General features: G+C 69.1%; 21 protein-coding genes. 7 read left to right on the top strand and 14 right to left on the bottom strand.

All coding sequences use genetic code 11. From position 1 onward, the window contains the following. Positions 1–78: 78 nt before the first annotated feature. The 3 genes from CVO76_RS08550 to CVO76_RS08540 form a co-directional block, all read right to left on the bottom strand. Positions 79–912: a carbohydrate ABC transporter permease gene (locus CVO76_RS08550; RefSeq protein WP_133082590.1), complete on the bottom strand. Its 834-nt coding sequence runs from the start codon at positions 910–912 to the stop codon at positions 79–81. A gap of 95 nt (positions 913–1,007) precedes the next feature. Then, on the bottom strand, positions 1,008–1,946 hold the full coding sequence (locus CVO76_RS08545) for a carbohydrate ABC transporter permease (RefSeq protein WP_208738976.1): 939 nt from the start codon (positions 1,944–1,946) through the stop codon (positions 1,008–1,010). Next, complete coding sequence (locus CVO76_RS08540; protein ID WP_208738975.1) at positions 1,924–3,990, bottom strand: beta-galactosidase; 2,067 nt, start codon at positions 3,988–3,990, stop codon at positions 1,924–1,926. Before CVO76_RS08540 ends, CVO76_RS08545 begins: the two co-directional genes overlap by 23 nt. 305 nt (positions 3,991–4,295) lie before the next feature. Between CVO76_RS08540 and CVO76_RS08535 the strand changes: the two genes are divergently transcribed. Continuing rightward, positions 4,296–5,147 (top strand): trypsin-like serine protease, encoded by an 852-nt coding sequence (locus CVO76_RS08535; RefSeq protein WP_244185827.1) that lies wholly within the window; start codon positions 4,296–4,298, stop codon positions 5,145–5,147. A gap of 16 nt (positions 5,148–5,163) precedes the next feature. Here CVO76_RS08535 and CVO76_RS08530 read toward each other — a convergent pair whose 3' ends face one another. Together CVO76_RS08530 and CVO76_RS08525 are read right to left on the bottom strand one after the other, a co-directional pair. Beyond that, positions 5,164–5,868: a maleylpyruvate isomerase family mycothiol-dependent enzyme gene (locus tag CVO76_RS08530; protein ID WP_208738973.1), complete on the bottom strand. Its 705-nt coding sequence runs from the start codon at positions 5,866–5,868 to the stop codon at positions 5,164–5,166. Further along, positions 5,865–6,311: a VOC family protein gene (locus CVO76_RS08525; RefSeq protein WP_208738972.1), complete on the bottom strand. Its 447-nt coding sequence runs from the start codon at positions 6,309–6,311 to the stop codon at positions 5,865–5,867. The genes CVO76_RS08530 and CVO76_RS08525 overlap by 4 nt, the downstream gene beginning before the upstream one ends. 224 nt (positions 6,312–6,535) lie before the next feature. Between CVO76_RS08525 and CVO76_RS08520 the strand changes: the two genes are divergently transcribed. Then, positions 6,536–7,990 carry an APC family permease gene (locus CVO76_RS08520; protein WP_133082505.1) on the top strand — a complete coding sequence of 485 codons (1,455 nt, stop codon included), beginning with the start codon at positions 6,536–6,538 and terminating at the stop codon, positions 7,988–7,990. Between the two features lie 31 nt (positions 7,991–8,021). Further along, positions 8,022–8,858 (top strand): PhzF family phenazine biosynthesis protein, encoded by an 837-nt coding sequence (locus CVO76_RS08515; protein WP_208738971.1) that lies wholly within the window; start codon positions 8,022–8,024, stop codon positions 8,856–8,858. A gap of 21 nt (positions 8,859–8,879) precedes the next feature. On the opposite strand, the gene ybaK is transcribed toward CVO76_RS08515, so the two are convergent. Together ybaK and CVO76_RS08505 are read right to left on the bottom strand one after the other, a co-directional pair. Continuing rightward, positions 8,880–9,374 carry a Cys-tRNA(Pro) deacylase gene (gene ybaK, locus CVO76_RS08510; RefSeq protein WP_208738970.1) on the bottom strand — a complete coding sequence of 165 codons (495 nt, stop codon included), beginning with the start codon at positions 9,372–9,374 and terminating at the stop codon, positions 8,880–8,882. Between the two features lie 16 nt (positions 9,375–9,390). Beyond that, positions 9,391–9,747: a hypothetical protein gene (locus tag CVO76_RS08505; RefSeq protein ID WP_208738969.1), complete on the bottom strand. Its 357-nt coding sequence runs from the start codon at positions 9,745–9,747 to the stop codon at positions 9,391–9,393. Positions 9,748–10,183: 436 nt separating this feature from the next. Between CVO76_RS08505 and CVO76_RS08500 the strand changes: the two genes are divergently transcribed. Then, positions 10,184–11,197, top strand: coding sequence for a LacI family DNA-binding transcriptional regulator (locus CVO76_RS08500; protein ID WP_133082509.1), 1,014 nt, complete (start codon positions 10,184–10,186; stop codon positions 11,195–11,197). Between the two features lie 32 nt (positions 11,198–11,229). Further along, complete coding sequence (locus CVO76_RS08495) at positions 11,230–11,523, top strand: DUF503 domain-containing protein (RefSeq protein ID WP_208738968.1); 294 nt, start codon at positions 11,230–11,232, stop codon at positions 11,521–11,523. Positions 11,524–11,587: 64 nt separating this feature from the next. On the opposite strand, the gene CVO76_RS08490 is transcribed toward CVO76_RS08495, so the two are convergent. From CVO76_RS08490 to CVO76_RS08465, 6 genes are all read right to left on the bottom strand, one after another. Next, on the bottom strand, positions 11,588–12,289 hold the full coding sequence (locus tag CVO76_RS08490; RefSeq protein ID WP_208738967.1) for an HAD family hydrolase: 702 nt from the start codon (positions 12,287–12,289) through the stop codon (positions 11,588–11,590). A 110-nt stretch (positions 12,290–12,399) separates the two neighbouring features. After that, positions 12,400–13,614: a class I SAM-dependent methyltransferase gene (locus CVO76_RS08485; RefSeq protein WP_208738966.1), complete on the bottom strand. Its 1,215-nt coding sequence runs from the start codon at positions 13,612–13,614 to the stop codon at positions 12,400–12,402. Between the two features lie 9 nt (positions 13,615–13,623). Then, positions 13,624–14,382: an iron ABC transporter ATP-binding protein gene (locus tag CVO76_RS08480; RefSeq protein WP_208738965.1), complete on the bottom strand. Its 759-nt coding sequence runs from the start codon at positions 14,380–14,382 to the stop codon at positions 13,624–13,626. Then, positions 14,379–15,392 carry an iron chelate uptake ABC transporter family permease subunit gene (locus tag CVO76_RS08475; RefSeq protein ID WP_208738964.1) on the bottom strand — a complete coding sequence of 338 codons (1,014 nt, stop codon included), beginning with the start codon at positions 15,390–15,392 and terminating at the stop codon, positions 14,379–14,381. Before CVO76_RS08475 ends, CVO76_RS08480 begins: the two co-directional genes overlap by 4 nt. Beyond that, entirely contained in the window at positions 15,382–16,395 is a 1,014-nt protein-coding gene (locus CVO76_RS08470; RefSeq protein ID WP_133082514.1) for an ABC transporter permease, read from the bottom strand. The genes CVO76_RS08475 and CVO76_RS08470 overlap by 11 nt, the downstream gene beginning before the upstream one ends. A 32-nt stretch (positions 16,396–16,427) precedes the next feature. Further along, positions 16,428–17,372 (bottom strand): siderophore ABC transporter substrate-binding protein, encoded by a 945-nt coding sequence (locus CVO76_RS08465; protein ID WP_133082515.1) that lies wholly within the window; start codon positions 17,370–17,372, stop codon positions 16,428–16,430. 326 nt (positions 17,373–17,698) lie between these two features. Here CVO76_RS08465 and groES point away from each other — a divergent pair, with 326 nt between their 5' ends. Continuing rightward, entirely contained in the window at positions 17,699–17,995 is a 297-nt protein-coding gene (gene groES, locus CVO76_RS08460; protein WP_055768411.1) for a co-chaperone GroES, read from the top strand. A 73-nt stretch (positions 17,996–18,068) separates the two neighbouring features. Beyond that, complete coding sequence (gene groL / locus CVO76_RS08455; protein WP_208738963.1) at positions 18,069–19,685, top strand: chaperonin GroEL; 1,617 nt, start codon at positions 18,069–18,071, stop codon at positions 19,683–19,685. Between the two features lie 309 nt (positions 19,686–19,994). Here the strand turns inward: groL and CVO76_RS08450 are convergent. Continuing rightward, positions 19,995–20,930 (bottom strand): ribonuclease J (locus CVO76_RS08450; protein WP_208738962.1); only part of this gene is annotated, 936 nt, incomplete at its 5' end.

The following is a 20,930-nucleotide window of genomic DNA, read 5'->3' as shown; positions in this document are numbered from 1 at the left end:
GTCTTTCCTATCGGTTGATTGAGCAGTGCGGTGCGGGGCGGACGCCGGCGCACCAGGAGTGCTGGTCGGGGAGTGGTGCTACTTGACGCTGCCGGCGCCGAGCCCGCTGCTCCAGAAACGCTGGAGTGCGAGGAAGGCGATGATCAGCGGGAGGATCGAGACGAGCGCCCCGACGATCACGAGGGACCGCAGTTCGGGGATCTGGCTGATCTGGCTGTTCCAGGCGTACAGGCCCAGCGTCACGGGGAAGAGGTCCTGGTCGCGGAGCATGATCAGGGGCAGGAAGAAGTTGTTCCAGATCGCGACGAACTGGAACAGGAAGATCGTCACCAGCGCCGGTGCCATGAGGCGTGTGGACACCGTGAAGAAGGTGCGGATCTCTCCGGAGCCGTCGAGCCGGGCCGCCTCGAGCAGTTCCCCCGGCACGCTGGCGGCGGCGTAGATCCGTGCCAGGTAGACGCCGAAGGGACTCACGAGGCTCGGCAGGAACACCGCCCACATGGTGTTGGTGAGGTTCACCTGGCTGAAGATCAGGAACAGGGGCAGGGCCAGGGCGGTCGCGGGGACCAGGACGCCGCTGAGGACGATGTTGAAGATCGCCTCGCGTCCCCTGAACTCGTACTTGGCGAGCGCATAGCCGCACATCGCGGCGATGATCGTGCCGATCAGGGCGCCCACGCCGGCGTAGAGGGCGGAGTTGAGCAGCCAGCGGCCGAACAGTCCGTCGCCGTAGGAGAAGAGCCGTCCCAGGTTGCCGAAGAACGTCCCGAGGGAGTCCGCGGTGAACCACAGGGGTGCGGTCGAGGTGACCTCGCCGCCCGTCTTGGTGGACGTGGTCAGCAGCCACCAGATAGGTGTCAGGAAGTAGAGGGTGAAGACCCCCATGATGAGCATCGCGGCACTGCGGGACATGACGCTCTGCCGTGGTCCGCGGGTGCGGGTGTCGGCGCTGTTCGCCGTCGAACTTCCCCCGCGCTGGCGCTTGGGGGCGGTGGCTGGGGCTGCCGTCACTGGGTGACCTTCCGCTGGGTCGACTTCAGGAAGATGAAGGAGAGGATGAATGTGGCGAGGGCCAGGACCACGGAGAACGCCGCGGCGAGGTTGTAGTTCGGCACGGACGCCGTGGTGTAGACCGCGAGGTTCGGTGTGAAGGTGCTGTTGATCGCCGAGCTGAAGCTGCGCAGCGTCTGCGGCTCGGCCAGGAGCTGGAGCGTCCCGATGATGGAGAACACGGCGGTGAGGATGATCGCGGGGATCACCAGGGGGATCTTGATGCGCCAGGCGATCTGGATGTTGCTCGCACCGTCGAGCCGGGCCGCCTCGTAGATCTCGGTGGGGATGGCGAGCAGCGACGAGTAGATGATGAGCATGTTGTAGCCCACGTAGACCCAGGTCACGATATTCGCGATGGCCCAGAGCACGAGGTTGCCGGACAGGAAGTCGATGTTCGAGGTGACCGCGCCGAAGGGGGAGAGCGACGGCGAGTACAGGAATCCCCACATGATGGCGGCGATCACCCCGGGCACGGCGTAGGGCGCGAAGAACGCGAGCCGGAAGAACTTCTTGCCCTTGAGCAGGGGCGAGTCGAGGAGCAGCGCGAACAGCAGGGCGAGGCCGAGCATCACCGGCACCTGGATCGCGCCGAAGAGCAGCACGCGTCCCACGGATTCCCAGAACGCTGTGTTCTGGAACACCTGCTCGTACTGGACGAAGCCGCCGAAGACCTGCCGTGGCTTGCCGAATGTGCCCTCGCGCTCCACGGTGAGCAGCGACTGGACGACGGCGTAGACGATCGGGATCGCGTAGAAGGCGAGGAACAGGATCGCGAAGGGTGCGATGAACAGGGCCACCGCGCGGCGCTGTGCCCCCGACGAGCGGTTCTTCCTCGTGGCCGGGGGCGCCTTCGGGGCCTCCGCCGGCGTACTAGTGACTGTCATTGCCTGCATCCTTTCGGCTCTGCGACGAGCCGTCGGTGTCGGGACGTGCTGGGGTGGTGCGAACGACGCGGACGGCGCCGGCGGGAACGACGACGACGTCGGCCACGGCCTCGGAGGTCAGCAGTTCCAGGCCGTGGACCCGGTGCTTGCGGTCCTCGGCGGAGTGGTTGATCAGGAAGAGGTAGTCGTGCGCGTTGCCACGGCGGGTCACGGCCTCGAGGCCGGACTGCGCCTCGGTCAGCCGGACCCCGGCGGTGACGGCGGCGCGCAGCAGCAGGTCCTTCAGGACGCTGCCGTCGAGCACGGTGCCGACGTACCAGGCCTCGCCCGTGCCGAAGCGGTTGCGGGTGACGGCGGGTGCGCCGGCGTGATGGCCGGTCGCATAGCCGAGCACCGGCTCGGCGGTGGTCAGGCGCAGCGCCTCCGACCACAGGGACGCGGGCGAACCGTTGTCGAGTGTAAGCGGATGCGCCGGATCGAGAGGGAAGAACTCCTCGGAGCGGACACCGAGCAGATCCCGGAAGGCCCCGGGATAGCCTCCGGGCCGCACCCGCTCGTTCTCGTCGACGATCCCGCTGAAGAAGGTGACGAAGGCAGAGCCTCCGCTCTCCACGAAGTCGGTGATGACGGCGGCGTGCTCGTCGCGGACCAGATAGAGGTTCGGGACCACCACGAGCCGGTAGGCGGAGAGGTCGGCGCCGGGCGGCACGACGTCGACGGTGATCCCGGCATCCCAGAGCGCCCTGTAGGCGGCATGGATCTGCTCGATGTACCGCACGTCGCCGGACGGGTGCGAGTCCTGGTCGTGGGCCCACCAGGCCTCCCAGCTGAAGACGAGCGCCACCTCGGCATGCACGGTGGTGCCCGCGAGCTCGCGCAGCTTTCCGAGCGAGGAGCCGAGTTCGACGACGTCGCGCCAGATCTGCGAATCGGTGCCGGCATGCGGCACCATCGCGGAGTGGAACTTCTCGCTGCCCTGCAGGGAGGCCCGCCACTGGAAGAAGCACAGGCCGTCGGCGCCACGGGCGAGGTGGGTGAGTGAGTTGCGGATCATCTCGCCGGGGCCCTTGGCGATGTTCCGCGGCTGCCAGTTCACGGCTCCGGTGGAGTGCTCCATGAGCAGCCAGGGCCGGCCCTGCGCGAGCCCGCGCGTGGTATCGGCGGCGAAGGCCAGCTCGGCCAGCGGCGCGTCGAGGCGGTGGTCGAGGTAGTGGTCGTTCGCGATGACGTCCATCTCCGGTGCCCACGTCCAGTAGTCCTGGTTGCGGATGTGCGCGGCGACCATGAAGTTGGTGGTCACCGGGGCATCGCTGTTCCGGCGGAGGACGGCCTCCTCGGCCGAGTAGTGCGCGAGCAGTTCGTCCGAGCTGAAGCGGTTGAAGTCGAGCGTCTGCGTCGGGTTGGTGGCCGAGAGGGTGAGCCTGGGGGGCAGGATCTGCTCCCAGGCGGAGTAGCGCTGGCTCCAGAAGGCGGTGCCCCACGCCGCATTGAGCGCATCGAGATCCCCGTAGCGAGCGCGGAGCCAGCCCCGGAACGCCTCGGCGGAGACATCGCAGTAGCACAGGGAGTTGTGGCACCCGATCTCGTTGGAGACGTGCCAGATGCGCAGGGCGGGGTGGCTGCCGTAGCGCGCGGACACCTTCTGCACGAGGGCGAGGGCGGAGTCCCGGTAGACGGGGGAGCTGGGACAGAAGGCCTGGCGGCCGCCGGGCCAGCGGACGGTGCCGTCGGCCGCGCGGGGGAGGATCTCGGGATGCGCCGTGGTCAGCCACGCGGGGGTCGACGACGTCCCGGTGCCGAGGTTGACGCCGATCCCGTTCTCCGCGAGGAGGTCCATCACCGCGTCGAGGTTCTCGAAGCGGAACGTGCCCTCCTCGGGCTCGAGCTCCGCCCAGCCGAAGATGTTGACGGCGACCAGGTTGACACCGGCCTCCTTCATCAGCCGGACGTCCTCGTGCCACACGGACGGGTCCCACTGCTCGGGGTTGTAGTCGCACCCATACACGAGCTGTCCTGTGCCGGACAGTCCTGCGACGGTGGTTGTGCGTGCCAAGCCTGCTCCTCGGTGGGGGTGTGCCGAATCCCTGCGACTGCGTGAGGGAGAAGACGAGCGGCGTTCTGTGAACGCTCCCAGAATTGGGCGGCCGAGCTCTCCATCGAGAATCTGTGAACGTTCCCAGAGTAACTGCGGTCACATCGGCTGTCAACGGCGACCCATGCTCCGTCCCTTCAGCCAGTACATCCCTGCCTGCGCGGCGACGTCCGCCCTGGACCTCCGCAGCAGCGGGAGTATGGCTCTCGGCCACCGTGGAGTTGTACCGTTCTCGAACCACTCTTCTTCCTGGGAAGGTTTCGATGATGAGACGTTTTCTCCGTAGCTCCGCCCTGCTCGCCGCCACGGCGGTCGCCCTGTCCGTCGCCGGCGCGTCCCCCGCGTCGGCCATCACCGGGGGGCAGCCGGACGGCGAGGAGCACCCGAATGTGGGGCTGATCCTCGCCTACGGTGACGATGGCGGCCGGTACCGTTGCTCGGCGACCCTGATCGAGCCGACCGTCCTCCTGACCGCGGCGCACTGCACCGACGGGACAGTGGGAAGCACCCTGGTCACCTTCGACTCCGTGGTGGCTGTGGCGCCGCCCGCACCGTTCCCTGACGCAGCGGACCCGTCGGTGGGATACACGGACGCGGAGATCACCGGCGCCGGCTACCTGTCGGGCACCGCTGCCACCCATCCCGGGTACTCGGACTTCACGGATGTCGACAACTGGAACGACGTCGGCCTCATCGTCCTCGACGAGCCGGTCACCGATATCGAACCGGCGACTATTGCGCCGGTCGGGTACCTCGACCAGTTCGCGTCGCCCGCGCTCAACCGGACCCTCTTCGAGGTCGTCGGCTACGGCACGGAGGTGCGCAAGCCGGAGGCCGGCCCGCAGAAGCCCCAGCCCATGTCCTACCCGCTGATCCGTCGGAACACCACATCGCCGGGCCAGAAGCTGACGCCGCAGATCCTGCAGTTGCAGGGCAACCCGAACGACAACCGCGGCGGAGGCGGCACCTGCTTCGGTGACTCAGGCGGACCCGTCTTCCACGGTGACTACATCGTGGCCGTCACGAGCTACACCTACACCGCGAACTGCCGCTACCTCGGCGGCTACCAGCGCGTGGACATCCCCGTGGTGCAGGACTGGCTCGCCGACGCGCTCTGACACCGTCCTGCCGGGGTCAGGCCCCGCCGGTGATCCTCGACCGCAGGACCGGCACCCCTGGCCCCGACAGGTCGGCGAGATACGCCGGGCGTCCGGCGAGGCACATCACGAGGGCGAGCAGGCTTCCACGGACCTCGGGCCCCTCGCCGGACGCGAAGGGGGCGTCGGTCGCCTCCAGCCGCAGGCCGGAGGCGACACGGCGACTCGGGACGGTGAAGTTCCTCGCGACGAAGAACTCCGCCACCGGCAGCAGGGCGTCGACGCCGGGCTGCGTGGCGATGCCCAGCGGCCGCCGGATGTCCTGGGCGTGCACCACGATCTCCCCGAGGTATGCCGGCAGGTGCGGCGACGGTGCGATGGACAGGTTGACCACGGCGCGGAACCGGTCCAGCGTCGCCGCGGCGGTGGGGCCGCGGTGCTCGGACAGCCTGCGCCGGTTGTGAACGGCAGGGCGGAAGCCCGCGAGGAGCATGCTCCTGATCCACATCCGGCCACCGACGGAGGCTGCCGCCGAGAGATGCGCCGTCACCTCCTCGACGCTCCACTCGCCGCAGAGGGTGGGCAGGTCCCACTGCTCCGGGGAGAGCGCGGCGAGGTCGTCCGCAAGGGACGCACGCTCCGCATGGGCCAGGTCCCACAGCGCGTCACCGGCAGTCACGACCGCGCGGCCGCCGGTGCCGGAGGCCGCGCGTCGTCGTGCCGGCCCGAGGCCCGGCGTCATGCCGGCTGCTGCTCCCCGTACTTGGCCTGGACGGCTTCCCAGTCGCCGGTCCGGGCGATGGGGTCCATCCACATGATCTCCCAGTTGTGGCCGTCCGGGTCCGCGAAGGAGCGCGAGCGCATGAACCCGAGATCCTGGGCCTTGCCCTCGGTGGCGCCGGCCGCGAGGGCCCTGTCCACGAGGGTGTCGATCTCGGCCGGGTCCTCGACACTGAGGGCGTTGATGACGGCCGAGGTGGTGCGGGTGTCGGCGACCGGCTTGTCCGTGAACTGCGCCCAGTGATGGTGCCCGAGGATCATCAGGTAGATGGTGTCGCTGATGGTGACGGCCCCGGCGTCGTCGTTGGAGAAGTTGGGGTCGAGCGTCCAGCCGAAGCTGGTGTAGAACTCCTTCGACGTCGCGAGATCACTGACGGGGAGGTTGATGAAGACGTTGGTGGACATGGCCGCTCTCCTGTTCCTGTGGTGGCCCTGCTGGGCCCTTGGTACCTCTGAGACGGACGGTAGCTCGGGAAATCATCTGTGCCGGACGGTCGATCCGGCAAGGGGTACCACGGCAGGGGCGCGACGGCGGTCCTCTCCACGCCCGCGGATTTCTCGTGCGCACCCCTTGCTAAGCAGGCTGATCAGGGCCACAGTGAGGTGGAAAACCACAGGGGAGGCCGACCATGAGTACTTCTGCCGAGCACGTGTCCGACGCACCCGCCACCACCGGGGAACCGGAGCTGAAGCGGGTCCTCGGACCCAAACTGCTCCTCCTGTTCATCGTCGGGGACATCCTCGGGGCCGGCGTCTACGCCGTGACGGGCACCATGGCCGGCACGGTCGGCGGCCTGGTCTGGCTGCCGTTCCTGCTCGCCTTCATCGTGGCGACGCTGACCGCGTTCTCCTATCTCGAACTCGTGACGCAGTACCCCCAGGCCGCGGGGGCCGCGCTCTACACCCACAAGGCGTTCGGCATCCACTTCGTGACCTTCCTGGTGGCGTTCGCCGTCGTCTGCTCGGGCATCACCAGCGCCGCCACGTCCGCGAACGTGCTCGCCCAGAACTTCTTCGGCGGACTCGAGATCAACGGCTGGCTGGACATGCCGGGCCAGGGTGTGATCACCGCCGTCGCGCTCGGCTTCATGGTCCTCCTGGCCGTGATCAACCTCCGCGGGGTCGGCGAGAGCGTCAAGTTCAACGTCGTGCTGACCCTCGTGGAGGTGGCCGCACTGTGCATCGTGATCGGTGTCGGGTTCCTCGCGATGGCGCAGGGCAACGGCAACGTCGGTGAGATCTTCGTCTTCACCGACTACCAGGACAAGGGCATGTTCCTCGCGGTGACGGCCGCGACGTCCATCGCGTTCTTCGCCATGGTGGGCTTCGAGGACTCCGTGAACATGGTCGAGGAGACCCAGAACCCCGAGCGCATTTTCCCCCGGACCATGCTGACCGGCCTCGGCATCGCCGTCATCTTCTACATGCTGGTGGCGATCTCCGTGGTCACGGTGCTCAGCCCCACCGAACTGGAGGGCATCCGGGAGGCCGAGGGAGCGGCCCTGCTCGAGGTGGTGCACAAGGGTTCGCCCGATTTCCCGATCGACAGGATCTTCCCCTTCCTCGCCGTCTTCGCGGTCGCCAATACGGCCCTGATCAACATGCTCATGGCGAGCCGCCTGATCTACGGGATGGCACGGCAGGACGTCCTGCCCCGTCCGCTCGCCAAGGTCCTGCCCGTGCGCTGCACGCCCTGGGCCGGTATCGCCTTCTCGACCGTCCTGGCCCTCGGTCTGATCCTCTACGTGACCAGCGATCCCGACAGCAACATCGTCGCGAACCTCTCGGGCACCACGGCGTTCCTGCTCCTGTGCGTGTTCACCATCGTGAACGTGGCCTGCGTGGTCCTGCGCCGCAAGCGGGACGTCAATCGGAAGGTGTTCTTCACGTCCCCGGGCCCGCTTCCCGTCGTGGCGGCACTCCTGTGCGCCTTCCTCGCCGGTCCGTGGGTGGGGCGCGACGTCGTCCAGTACCAGATCGCCGGCAGCCTCATGGCGATCGGCGTCGTGCTCTGGCTCGTGACCTGGCTGATCAACCGCAGGACCAATACCGAAGCGGGCGACCCGACGGCGGTCGACGGCTGAAGCAGCGCCCGGCTGCCAGTAGCATCGCAGCATGGAGATCCTCCGCTACGCAGCCTTCACCGACCGCGCCGACGGCGGGAACCCGGCCGGGGTGGTCCTCGACGCCGACGGCCTGACGGCCGGGGAGATGCAGGCCATCGCCGCCCGCCTGGGCTATGCGGAAAGCGCCTTCATCTCGGAGCGGTCCGGCGGCGCGGCCACGATCCGCTACTTCGCACCCGAGGCCGAGATCCCGTTCTGCGGCCACGCGACGATCGCCACGGGAGTCGCGATCGCGGACCGCGAGGGGGCAGGGACCCTGCTCCTGTCGACGCCGGTCGGCCCGCTCGGCGTCGACAGCAGGAACGTGTCCGGCCGGTTCGTCGCGTCCCTCGTGACGGTCGAGCCGCGGGTCGAGGTCATCGCGCCCGCCGTCCGCACGGACCTGCTGCGCCACCTGCGCCTGGGCGAGGACGACCTGGCCCCTGACCTGCCCGTGATGCTGTCCTTCGCGGGGAACATCCATCCGATCGTGCCCGTGCGCAATGCCGCCGTCCTGAGGAGCCTCGACTACGACTACGACGGGCTCAGGCGGCTGATGGCCACGCAGGGATGGAATGCGACCGTCGCCGTCGTGCACCGGCTCGGTCCCGCGGTCTTCGAGGCCCGCAATCCGTTCCCTCCCGGCGGGATCCGCGAGGACCCTGCGACCGGGTCCGCGGCGGCATCCCTGGGCGCCTACCTGCGGGCACGGGGCGAGGTCACGCCGCCGGCGACCCTCACTGTGCACCAGGGAGCCGACGTCGGCCGTCCCTCCGTCATCACCGTCGGCATACCCCGCACGGGCGGCGTGACGGTCTCGGGCGGAGCCGTGTCGATCGGCGCATAGGAGCGCACGGAGATCTGCGCGCTAGGGTCCTGCGATGGGTGCCGAGAGGGCGTTCGTGGCGGACATGAGATCGGCGGGCGCCAGCTCGATGTCCAAGCCGCGCTGGCCCCCGGACACGAACACCGTCGGATGGTCGTGGGCCGACCGGTCGATCACGACAGGGGAGGGCTGCCGCTGCCCGATGGGGGAGATGCCGCCCAGCACGTAGCCCGTCCGCCGCTGGGCCAGTGCGGGATCGGCCATCGCGGCCTTCCGCTTGCCGAGCGCGACGGCCAGCGCCTTGAGGTCCAGGGATCCGCTGACGGGCACGACCGCGGCGACGAGAGTGCCGTCGACGCTCGTCATGAGCGTCTTGAACACGCGCTCGGGTGGGACTCCCAGTGCGGCGGCGGCTTCCAGCCCGTAGGAGGAGACGCCCTCGTCGTGCTGGTAGGGCCGGGCGGTGAAGGGGATGCCGGCCGCGGTGAGGGCGGCTAGTGCGGGGGTGCTGCGGGACCCTGCGACCTTCCTGCCCACGGCACCTCCTCGGGTGTTACGACGCTGCGGCGACGTCTCCCGCCGGCTCCAGCTCCCGGACGTCCGGGTGGCCCCAGGCGCCGGTGAAGTCGCAGGACAGGATGAAGTCGGTCATCACCGGGCCGGTGAGGACGAGCCCTTCGAGATAATCTACGCCGTCGCGCTGGGCCGGTTCCACTCCGCGGGACCGGAGGGCGTCGAGGACGGCACTGGTGTCCGTCGGGTCCGCTTCGTCCGTCCCGTCCGAGGTGGCCACGGCTCGCAGGGAGGACCAGTAGAGGTAGAGGCCCTCGACCTCGTCGAGGGATGCGAGGGTGCCGTCGGCGGTGACGGTGGTGCATTCCTGGAGGAATTCTTCGATGTGCTGCGTCATGGTGGTGATCCTTTGCAGTGTCTGGAGAGCAGTGCCGGTGAAGGATGGGCCGGCGGAGGGGACCGCTCGAGCGTGATGTGCTCGGGAGCGATCGGGTGCGGGAGTGCGAGGTGCGCAGTCACCGCGTCAGGGCGCTGAAGAGCCCGCGGGAAGGGGTTACGTCGTCAGGACAGCGCGGCGCATGCCGGGGCGTGGACTTGACGTGGGCGCAGGTCGGGATGCTGCACCGCCTGCGAGCGGCTGTGGAAGAAGGGCTTCGTGGTTGCTCATGATGCACTCCCCCTATCGGGGATGGTGCTCTGCTGTTGCGTGCCCGGCGGTAGCACCGGGGGAACGAAGAGAAGAACCGGGGGCAGCCGCCTTCTTCTAGACAACTGCCTTCACCCTACGCCCTTTCCGCGCCGATGGCCCGGAGAGGCTCGGCTACAGTACAGATATGCCCCCTCGCACCCGTAACCGCCGGGCGACGATCAACGACGTCGCGAGCGCCGCGGGGCTCTCCCGGGGCACCGTCTCCCGGGTCGTCAACGGCGAACGCTACGTGTCGGACGAGGCGCGGACAGCCGTCGAGGAAGCCATCGCCCAGGTGGGATACGTGCGCAATTCGGCCGCGAGGAACCTCGTGACCCAGGAATCCCGAGCGATCGCCCTGATCATCCACGAGCCGCACTCGCTCCTGTTCGAGGACCCGAACATCGGCTCCATCCTCCTCGGCGCCAACGCCGTGCTCTCGAAGGCCGACTACCAGCTCGTCTCGCTCATCATCGACTCGGACCGGGACAGCCGCAGGGTCGCCGACTATCTCCGGGGCGGGCTGGTGGACGGTGCGGTGATCGTCTCCGCCCGGGCGTCGGACCCCATCGCGTCGGCGGTGCGGGATATCGGTGTGCCGGCGGCCTTCGTGGGGCATCCCCCCGGCACGCCCGACCTCCCGTACGTCGCCATCGACAACGCGGCGGCGGCCCAGGCGATCACGCGGCGGCTCGTGGAGACGGGCCGCAAGCGGATCGGCATGATCGCCAGCGCGATGGACCGGGACTCGGGACATGACCGGTTCACCGGTTTCCGGAACGCCCTGGGCGGGCGCTTCGACGCCTCGCTCGTGGTCGAGTACCCGCTCTACACCTACGCGGCGGGCCTCGAGGGGATGCAGGAGCTGCTGCGTCGCTGCCCCGAGATCGACGGCGTCTTCGCGGCGTCCGACGCCGTCGCCGCGGGGGCCATGACAGCCCTGCAGGAATCGGGACGGAAAGTGCCCGACGACGTCGGGATCGTGGGCTTCGACGACAGCAGCTGGGCGCTGCGTACCCGCCCGCAGCTGTCCACGGTCAGGCAGCCCGCGGACCTGCTCGGCAGCACCGCCGCAGAGCTCGTCCTGGCCCAGATCAGGGGGCTGCCGAGTCCGGTACAGGTCCTGGAGACCACCGTCGTCTGGCGTGATTCGGCCTAGGCCGGGTAGCGCCCAGCCCAAGGAGGACCGCCATGTGGATCGGGTTCATCGAGTTCGACGTCCTGCTCGGCGACGTGCATTCGCTGAAGGGCAAGCGCTCCGTGGTGCGTCCGCTGGTGTCGGACCTGCGCCGCACGTTCGAGGTGTCCGTCGCCGAGGTCGGGAACCAGGACCTGCACCGCCGGGCCGTCGTCGGGGTCGGCATGGTCGGGGGCGACCGGCAGCACCTGGTGGACGTGCTGGATCGCGTGGAGCGATACGTCGCCGCGAGGCCGGAGGTGGAGCTCCTGAGCGCCCGGCGGCGGCTCCTGAGCAGCGAGGACTAACGCCGGCAGGCGGGCGGGTGCGGACACCGGTCCGCCCCGCCGGGTGCCCGCCCGCGCGCTGCCCTCAGGAGGTCGCGAGCCTGTGCAGCGCGCCGTCGTCGAACGCGTCGAGCAGCGCCCGGATGTCCTTGTACACCTCGACCGCCCCGGCGTCGCGCAGCTCGGCCTCGCTCGTCCCGCCCGAGGCGAGTCCGATCGTGGGGATCTTCAGGTCGGAGGCGGCGCGGACGTCCCACACCGAGTCCCCCACGAACACGGCGTCTGCCGCATCCAGGCCGCCGGCGTCGAGCGCCGCCCGGAGGATGTCCGGGGAGGGCTTGCTGTTCTCGGCGTCGGAGGAGCTGGTCGCGGCGCTGATCGCCTCGTCGGCGCCGATGATCCTCCGCAGCACGCCCAGTTCCTGCTGGGAAGCGGACGACGCGAGGACCACCGTGAGGCCGTCGTCGGCGCAGCGGCGCACGAGGTCCGCGGCTCCCTCGAAGGAGCGGAGGCCGGGCCAGTAGGTCGAGAAGACCGCGCCGTGCGTCGCGTCGAGTTCGGCGTCCTGGTCGGCGTCGCGGTCCTCGCCGAGGAGGTGCGCCACGAGTTTGTCGCCGCCCATCCCGATGGCCCGGTGGATCTCCGCCATGGGGACGTCGTGGCCGAACCGGCGGAACGCCTGCCACCAGGCGAGGGTGTGCTGGTAGTTCGAGTCGACGAGGGTCCCGTCGACGTCGAAGAGCACGCCGTGCCGTCTTCCCGATGTCTCCGCCGTGCCGTCCGCCATCTGCTGCCTCCCGCTCGATCCGTCTGTCCTCCCACCGAGTCTAGGAACGCGGACACCCGGACGGTGCGCGGCACGGTCGGTTGCGGGCAAGGGCGATGTGTGGCCTGCCGTCACGCCGGGCCGGCGGGCTCGACGACGACCGCCACCCGTTCGTCGCCGATGCGGGTCAGCACGAGAGTGGCCTTCTTGCGTCCCTTGCCCGATCCCGTCAGCAGCTGCTTCCGCACCTCCTCCGGCGTCACGGACGTGCCGCGCTTCTTGATGTCGAGGACGCCGATGCCTTCCGAGCGCACCCATGCCCTGAGCGCCTTCACGTTGTAGGGCCGTACCTGCAGCACGCGGTAGGCGCGCGCGAAAGGAGTGTCGGTGAACGACGGCGCGCAGATGTAGGCGATCATCGGGTCCAGCAGGTGCCCGCCGAGCTGCGCTGCGAGGTCCGCCACGAGTTCGGCGCGGATCACGGCGCCGTCGGGCTCGTAGAGGTAGCCACCGGGCTCGCCGACCGCGGCGGTGGGGCCCTCGCCGAACTCCGCCCCCGACACCATCTCCGCGGCGCCGCGGGGACCGATGACCAGCGCAGCCCGCCGGACGCCGTCGCGGCGGAGCGCGTTGAACCAGAGGCCCACCTCGGTGACGTCCCCGTCCACGGAGATCCACTGCGCCTCGCACGTCGACGGGATCGCCCCGTGCGGCATTCCGGGGCCCATCTTCACGCCGACGGGCGTCCCGCCGTCCGCCAGGCGCTGCACGAAGGACAGGGGAGGCGAGAACGCCTCGGGGTCGAAGAGTCGCGACGTACCCGACGTCGTCGTGGTCCGGCGTGCCGGATCGAGCCACACGCCGTCGTAGTCCGCGGTGTCCACGGATGCTGCGTCGGCGTTCACGACGCGCGCGTTGGGGAAGGGCAGCAGGTTCATGGTCGCCGCCGCGGCGGTCGTCTCGTCGAGTTCGACGGCGGTGACCTCGCGATCGAGGGTGGCCAGGGCCATGCTGTCCGCGCCGAGTCCGCAGCCGAGGTCCGCGACCCTCACGAGCCCGGCGTCGACGAAGCGCTGCGCATGGCGTGCCGCGACCATCAGGCGCGTGGCCTGCTCCAGTCCGGTCGAGGTGAACACCATGTGCTCCGCGAACGGCCCGAACTTCGCGGACGCCTTCGCGCGCAGGCGTGACTGCGTGAGGGCGGCGGCGACCACCTCGGGGGAGTGGCCGGCCTTCCGCAGCTGCTCCGAGAGGCGCAGGCTGTCGGCCTCGGTGTAGGGCCCGAGCGAGTTCAGCAGCTCCCAGCCCTCGGGCGTCAGGATGTCCGCGATGTTGTCCGAAGCCATGCTGCCAGCCTAGGCGAAGTAGACGCCGATCCTGTTGCCCCGGATCCGCTCCACCTGGATGTCCACGTCGTACACGTCCCGCAGCACCTCCGGTGTCATGATCTCCTCCGGCGTGCCCGAATGGATCAGCGCGCCGTCGCGCATCGCCACGATCGTGTCCGAGTAGCAGGAGGCGAAATTGATGTCGTGGATCACCAGCACCACGGTCTTCCCGAGGTCGTCCACGAGCCGGCGGAGCAGACGCATCATGTCCACCGAATGCCTCATGTCGAGGTTGTTGAGCGGTTCGTCGAGCAGGATGTAGTCGGTGTCCTGCGCCAGCACCATGGCGATGAACGCCCGCTGGCGCTGCCCGCCCGAGAGCTCGTCCACGAACCGGTCGGCCAGGTCGGTGAGGTCGAGGTAGTCGAGCGCCCGGTCGATGTGCTCGCGGTCGACCATGGTGGGCCGCCCGTTGTTGTGCGGGAACCGGCCGAACCCCACGAGGTCGCGCACGGAGAGCCGGACCGTCAGCTGGTTCTCCTGGCGCAGGATGGACAGGGTCCGCGCGAGGGCGGGTCCGGGCGTGGTGCTGACGTCCAGCCCGTTCACCCGGACCGAGCCGGCGTCGAGCGGGAGGAGCCGGCTCATCATCGACAGGAGGGTGGACTTCCCGGCGCCGTTGGGTCCGATGATCGAGGTGACACCCCCGCTCGGGATGGTGCAGGTGACGTCGTCCACCACGGTGGAGCTGCCGTAGCGCTTGGTGGCGTGGTCGATGGTGATCACCGGATACGGCCTTTCAGGAGGAGTGCGAGGAAGACGATGCCGCCGGTGAACTCGATCACGATGCTGAGCGCGGTGTCGAACTCGAAGACCTGCTCGAGGACGAGCTGCCCGCCCACGAGGGCGATCACGCCGAGCAGCACGGCGATGGGAAGCACGACCGCGTGCCGGAAGGAGCTGCACAGCTGGTACGCGAGCGCGGAGACGAGCAGGCCGAAGAACGTCGCCGGTCCTACGAGGGCCGTCGAGACGGCGACGAGCACAGAGCAGATCACGAGGACCAGCGTCACCGTCCGCCGGTGGTCCACCCCGAGGCCGACCGCGGTGTCCCGGCCCAGGGCCAGGACGTCGAGGCGGTGGCGCAGGCGCCAGGCGGGTACGCAGAGCCCGGCGACGACCACGGCGGAGATCAGCAGGAGCATCGGGTCCACGCGGTTGAAACTCGCGAAGAACAGGTCCTGCAGGATGATGAACTCACTCGGATCCATCAGCCGCTGGAGCAGGGACGAAGTACCCCGGAAGAAGACACCGAACACGATCCCCACCAGGAGCAGCAGGTGGAGGCTGTGCCCGCCACCGGTGAAGAGCCACCGGTACAGCAGCCAGGAGAAGGCGACCAGGAGCGTGACCTCGACGGCGAAGCGGAGGGGCGCGCCCAGTGTGAGGAGGGTCGAGGCACCGAGGGCGAAGGCGAGGACGGTCTGGATGAGGATGTAGAGCGCATCCAGCCCCATGATGGACGGCGTCAGGATCCGGTTGCCGGTGACGGTCTGGAACAGCACGGTGGAGACGCCCACGGCGGCGGCGACCAGCACCATGGCTCCGACGCGGTTCAGGCGCCGCGGCAGCACGTAGGCGAGGTTCCCCTGGAGGTCGACGAGGAGGAAGGCCGCGACGAGTGCGGCGGCGGCGATGCCGAGCACCACCAGCCAGGCGGCGGGCGGGAGGGTCTTCGCGGGCTTCCGCCCGGTCTGCACGACGGCGGTGGGCAGGGCGGTGGTCCTAGCGCGCACGGGCGGTCCTCCGGACGAGCAGGGCGATGAACAGGGCGCTGCCGACCACGGAGACGATCACGCCGACCGGCACCTCGTAGGGGAAGCGGATGATCCTCCCGAGGATGTCGCAGGCGAGGACGAAGCCTGCGCCGAAGACGGCGATCCAGGGCACGGACCGGCGCACGTTGTCCCCGATGAGCAGTGACACGAGGTTGGGGACGATCAGCCCGAGGAACGGGATGGCTCCCACGACCACGACCACGACGGCGCTGATCAGGCTGACCAGCACGAGTCCGAGGTTCATGGTGCGCCGGTAGTCCAGCCCGAGGTTGGTGGTGAACTCCTCGCCCATGCCGGCCACGGTGAAGCGGTCCGCGCACACATAGCCGACGACGGCGAGGACGGCGACGATCCACAGCAGCTCGTAGCGGCCGCGGACGAGGCCGGAGAAGTCCCCGATCATCCAGGTGTTGAGCGTCTGCAGCAGGTCGAAGCGGTAGGCGAAGAAGGTGGTCACCGCCGCGATGACGCCGCCGAGCATGATCCCGACGAGCGGGACGATCAGGGTGTTCCGCAGCGGGATACGCCGCAGGACGGCCAGGAAGAGTGCGGTCCCGGCCACAGCGAAGACGGCCGCGATTCCCATCTTCGCCACGATCGGCGCACCGGGCAGGAGCAGCGTGGCGACGAGGATCCCGGCTGTGGCCGATTCCACCGTGCCGACGGTGGAGGGCTCCACGAACCGGTTGCGGGCCATGAGCTGCAGGATGAAGCCGGCCACGCTGAGGGCGACGCCTGCCAGGATGATCGCCAGCGTGCGGGGGACCCGGCTCACCAGGAAGGTCTGCCAGACATCGGGGTCGCCGCCCAGCAGGTCGGCGGGGGAGACCTCCGAGACTCCGACGAAGAGGCTGAGGACGGCAAGCAGCAGCACGGCTCCGCCGGCCGGCCAGAGGGCCGGCGATCGGGTGGAGCCGTGCTGCTGTGCGGCCCGCTGGGGCCGGAGGGAGAGTGCTGCCATGGGGGCGCCGGCCGTGGGTACGGCGGAGCGGATCAGGCCGCGACGGCCTCGTCGACGGCGGAGACCATGGCGTCGAGGTTGTTCAGGCCGTAGCCGATCAGGTACCAGCTCGCGGAGTCGAGGTAGGTGATGGCGTCGTTCTTCGCTGCGTCGGTCCCGTTGACGAGTTCGTTGTCCAGGACGGCGGATCCGGCCGCGCCTGCCTCGCCGACGGCGGCGTCCCGGTCGATGACGAACAGGTGGGCCGGGTTGACCTCGGCGATGTATTCGAAGGAGACGGCCTCGCCGTGCGTGCCCTCGTTCTTCACCGCGGCTGCGGGCTCGACGCCGAGCACGTCGTGGATGAGGCCGAAGCGGGACCCGGTGCCGTAGGCGGTGACCTCGCCCGCGCTGGTCAGCAGGATCAGGCCGTCGCCGGCGGATGCTGCCGCTTCCTTCGTCTCGGCGATCCGGGTGTCGAGCGCGTCCAGGCGCTCGGCGACCTCGTCCTCGGCGCCGAAGATGCGGCCGAGGGATTCGGTGTGCCCGGTGAAGCTCGCGATGGGATCGGTGGCGTCCACGCTGAGGTCGATGGTCGGCGCGATCTCCGAGAGTTCGCCGTAGGAGTCCGCGACGCGCCCCGAGATGATGATCAGGTCCGGTGCGGCGGCGGCGATGGCCTCGAAGTCGGGCTCCTTCATGGACCCGATGTTCGTGGTGTCGCCGCCCTCGTAGGCCGAGAGCTGCTCGGGCAGCGTTCCCTGCGGGACGCCTGCGACGTCGACGCCGAGTGCGTCCAGCGTGTCCAGTGCGCCGAGGTCGAACGTGAAGACGGTCTCGGGGTCCACGGGCACCTCGGTGGTTCCCTGTGCGTGCTCGATCGAGACGGTCGAGGCCGCTGCCGGCTCGTCGGCAGCTTCGGAGGAACCACCGCAGGCCGTCAGGGCGAGGGTGGCCGCAGCGGCTGCGGAAAGGACGGCGAGGCGCACGTGTGCCATGGGATGAACTCCGAGTGGAAGGGGCCGGCCCGGCCCGATGTCGTGGAAGTAAGGGGTGCCTTACCTCTACGAATCTAGAGGGAAGCTCGGGAATTACGCAACCGAAGCATGCCCTATTCGGAGTGACGTCTGTCACCATTTTGCCTCCGGCCTGTCAACGCTGGCACTCGCCTTGACCGAGTGCCAGCCCTTGCATACAGTCGGAGTTGGCACTCGCTCCCTGCGGGTGCTAATCCAGAGGGAAGCGTTCGCCGGCACCGCGACGACGGTTCACGCCAACCCGACGGCCTACATTCCATTGGTAACGAACGCAAAGGAGAGCCCGAGTGTCGGTCTCTATTAAGCCTCTTGAGGATCGCATTGTTGTCCGCCCCCTCGAAGCGGAGCAGACCACTGCTTCCGGCCTCGTCATCCCGGACACGGCCAAGGAGAAGCCCCAGGAGGGCGAGGTCGTAGCAGTCGGACCGGGTCGCGTCGACGACAACGGCAACCGCGTCCCCGTCGACGTCGCCGAGGGCGACATCGTCATCTACTCGAAGTACGGCGGAACCGAAGTCAAGCACGGAGGCCAGGAATACCTGGTGCTGTCCGCCCGCGACGTCCTCGCCGTCGTCGTCAAGTAGTACCCCGATTGGAAAGCCCCGGCCCGCAGTGGCCGGGGTTTTTCTCGCTGCACAAGCCTGAAAGGAATCAACAATGGCAAAGCAGTTGGAATTCAACGACGCCGCCCGCCGTGCCCTCGAGGCCGGCGTGGACAAGCTCGCGAACACCGTCAAGGTGACGCTGGGCCCCCGCGGACGCAACGTCGTACTCGACAAGAAGTGGGGCGCCCCCACGATCACGAACGACGGCGTCACGATCGCCCGTGAGGTCGAGCTCGACGACCCCTACGAGAACCTCGGCGCGCAGCTGGCCAAGGAAGTCGCCACCAAGACGAACGACGTCGCCGGTGACGGAACCACCACCGCCACCGTCCTCGCGCAGGCACTGGTCAAGGAAGGCCTCCGCAACGTGGCCGCCGGAGCCGCACCCGGCCAGCTCAAGCACGGCATCGAGGTCTCGGTCGAGGCCGTCGCCAAGCGCCTCCTGGAGAACGCCCGCGAGGTCGTGGGCCAGCAGACCGCCAGCGTCGCGTCCATCTCCGCCCAGAGCACCGAGGTCGGAGACCTCCTCGCCGAGGCGTTCGACAAGGTCGGCAAGGATGGTGTGATCACCATCGAGGAGTCCTCCACCACGCAGACCGAGCTCGTCCTCACCGAGGGCATGCAGTTCGACAAGGGCTACCTCTCGCCCTACTTCGTGACCGATGCCGAGCGCCAGGAAGCCGTCCTCGAGGACGCGCTCATCCTGATCAACTCCGGCAAGATCTCCTCGCTGCAGGAGTTCCTCCCGCTGCTCGAGAAGGCCCTGCAGGCCGGCAAGCCGCTCTTCATCATCGCCGAGGACATCGAGGGCGAGGCCCTCTCCACCCTCGTGGTCAACAAGATCCGCGGCACCCTGAACGTCGTCGCCGTCAAGGCCCCGGGGTTCGGTGACCGCCGCAAGGCCATGATGCAGGACATCGCCACCCTCACCGGTGCGCAGGTCGTCTCGCCGGACCTCGGCCTCAAGCTGGACCAGGTGGGCCTCGAGGTGCTCGGCTCCGCACGCCGCATCACCGTGACCAAGGACGCCACCACCATCGTCGACGGCACCGGCAGCGAGTCCGACGTCGCCGACCGCGTGGCGCAGATCCGCGCCGAGGTGGAGCGGACCGACTCCGACTGGGACCGTGAGAAGCTCCAGGAGCGCCTCGCGAAGCTCGCCGGCGGCATCGGCGTCATCAAGGTCGGCGCTGCCACCGAGGTCGAGCTCAAGGAGAAGAAGCACCGCATCGAGGACGCCGTGTCCTCGACGCGTGCAGCCCTCGAAGAGGGCATCGTCGCCGGCGGCGGGTCCGCGCTGGTGCACGCCGGCAAGGCACTCGACACCGATCCCGACGTCCTCGCACTCGAGGGCGACGCGGCGACCGCCGTCGGACTCGTCCGCCGCGCCCTCGCCCAGCCGCTGCGCTGGATCGCCGAGAACGCCGGACACGAGGGCTATGTCGTCGTCGCGAAGGTCTCCGACCTCGAGGTCGGGAACGGCTTCAACGCCGCGACCGGCGAGTACGAGGACCTCGTGGAGGCGGGCATCATCGACCCGGTGAAGGTGACGCGCTCCGCACTGCGCAACGCCGCCTCCATCGCGGCGCTGGTGCTCACCACCGAGACCCTCGTGGTCGAGAAGCCCGAGGAGTCCGACGGCGAAGAGGGCCACGGCCACTCGCACTAGGACCCCTGGGCTCCGAGCCCGTCCCGTTCGACAGCAGCACCCCGGCTCCTCCGAGCCGGGGTGCTGCTGTGTGTCAGCGGGCCCGTGGCGTTTCGGTGTCGACGGGAGCGCCCACTGATCGGCCCGCGCCGGTGGGAATGCTCGGACATGCCCACCGGAGGGCCGTGATCAGTGGGTCGGTCCACACACCAGCACGGTCGGCGGTCGCTGTCGGGCCAGGTCGGGCACTGTCGGGCGCTGTCGGGCGGCCGGACGACGAAGGCCCCGGTACTCCTGGGAGTACCGGGGCCTTCGGGGTGCTGCCGGGGATCAGGCGTCGACGACGATCGCCGAGACCACGGGCTGGCGGTTGTAGTACCGGCGCATCCAGTTCGCCGTGGCCCGCTCGATGATGTCCTCCGGGTCCTGGCGGCGGCCGCCCTGGCGGTTGGAGGCGGAATCCCGCAGCGCCTTCTCGACGGCGGCGCCCGCCTTGTCGAGGTCCTCGTCGGAGCAGGAGAAGCCCTTGGTGAAGAACTCCGGCGCCTCGACGATGTCCCCGTTGTCGGGATCGATGATCGCGAGGACCGTGACGACACCCTCCTCGGCCAGGCGGCGGCGCTCACGGAGGTCCTCCTCGGTGATCCCGCCGACGCTGTCGCCGTCGACGAAGACGAGACCGGCCTCCACCTTGCCCGAGAGCGTGGCGCGACCGCGCACGAGGTCGACCGTCACGCCGTCCTGGGCGATGACCACGTTGCGGGGGTCGACGCCGGTGGCGACGGCGATCTCCGAGTTCGCCCGCAGGTGGCGCCATTCGCCGTGCACCGGCATGACGTTGCGCGGCTTGACGATGTTGTAGCAGTACGCGAGCTCACCGGCGCTGGCGTGCCCGGAGACGTGTACCTTGGCGTTGCCCTTGTGCACCACGTTGGCGCCGATCTCGGTCAGCGCGTTGATGATGCCGTAGATGGCGTTCTCGTTGCCCGGGATGAGGGAGCTGGCCAGCAGCACCGTGTCACCCTCGCTGATGCGGATGGCGTGGTCCTTGTTGGCCATGCGCGAGAGGGCCGCCATCGGCTCCCCCTGCGAGCCGGTGCAGATGAGGACCACCTTGTGGTCGTCGCTGCGCTCGAGCTTCTTGAAGTCGACGAGCAGGCCCTGCGGGATGTTGAGGTAGCCGAGGTCCGCCGCGATGGTCATGTTGCGCACCATCGAGCGGCCCACGAACGCCACCTTGCGGCGGTGCTGGTGTGCGGTGTCGAT

It is taken from the genome of Arthrobacter agilis (assembly GCF_002953615.1).
GTDB classification, from domain to species: Bacteria; Actinomycetota; Actinomycetes; order Actinomycetales; family Micrococcaceae; genus Arthrobacter_D; species Arthrobacter_D agilis_B.
Note: the sequence above shows the minus strand (reverse complement) of the source record. Positions and strands in the feature narration are given on the sequence as shown.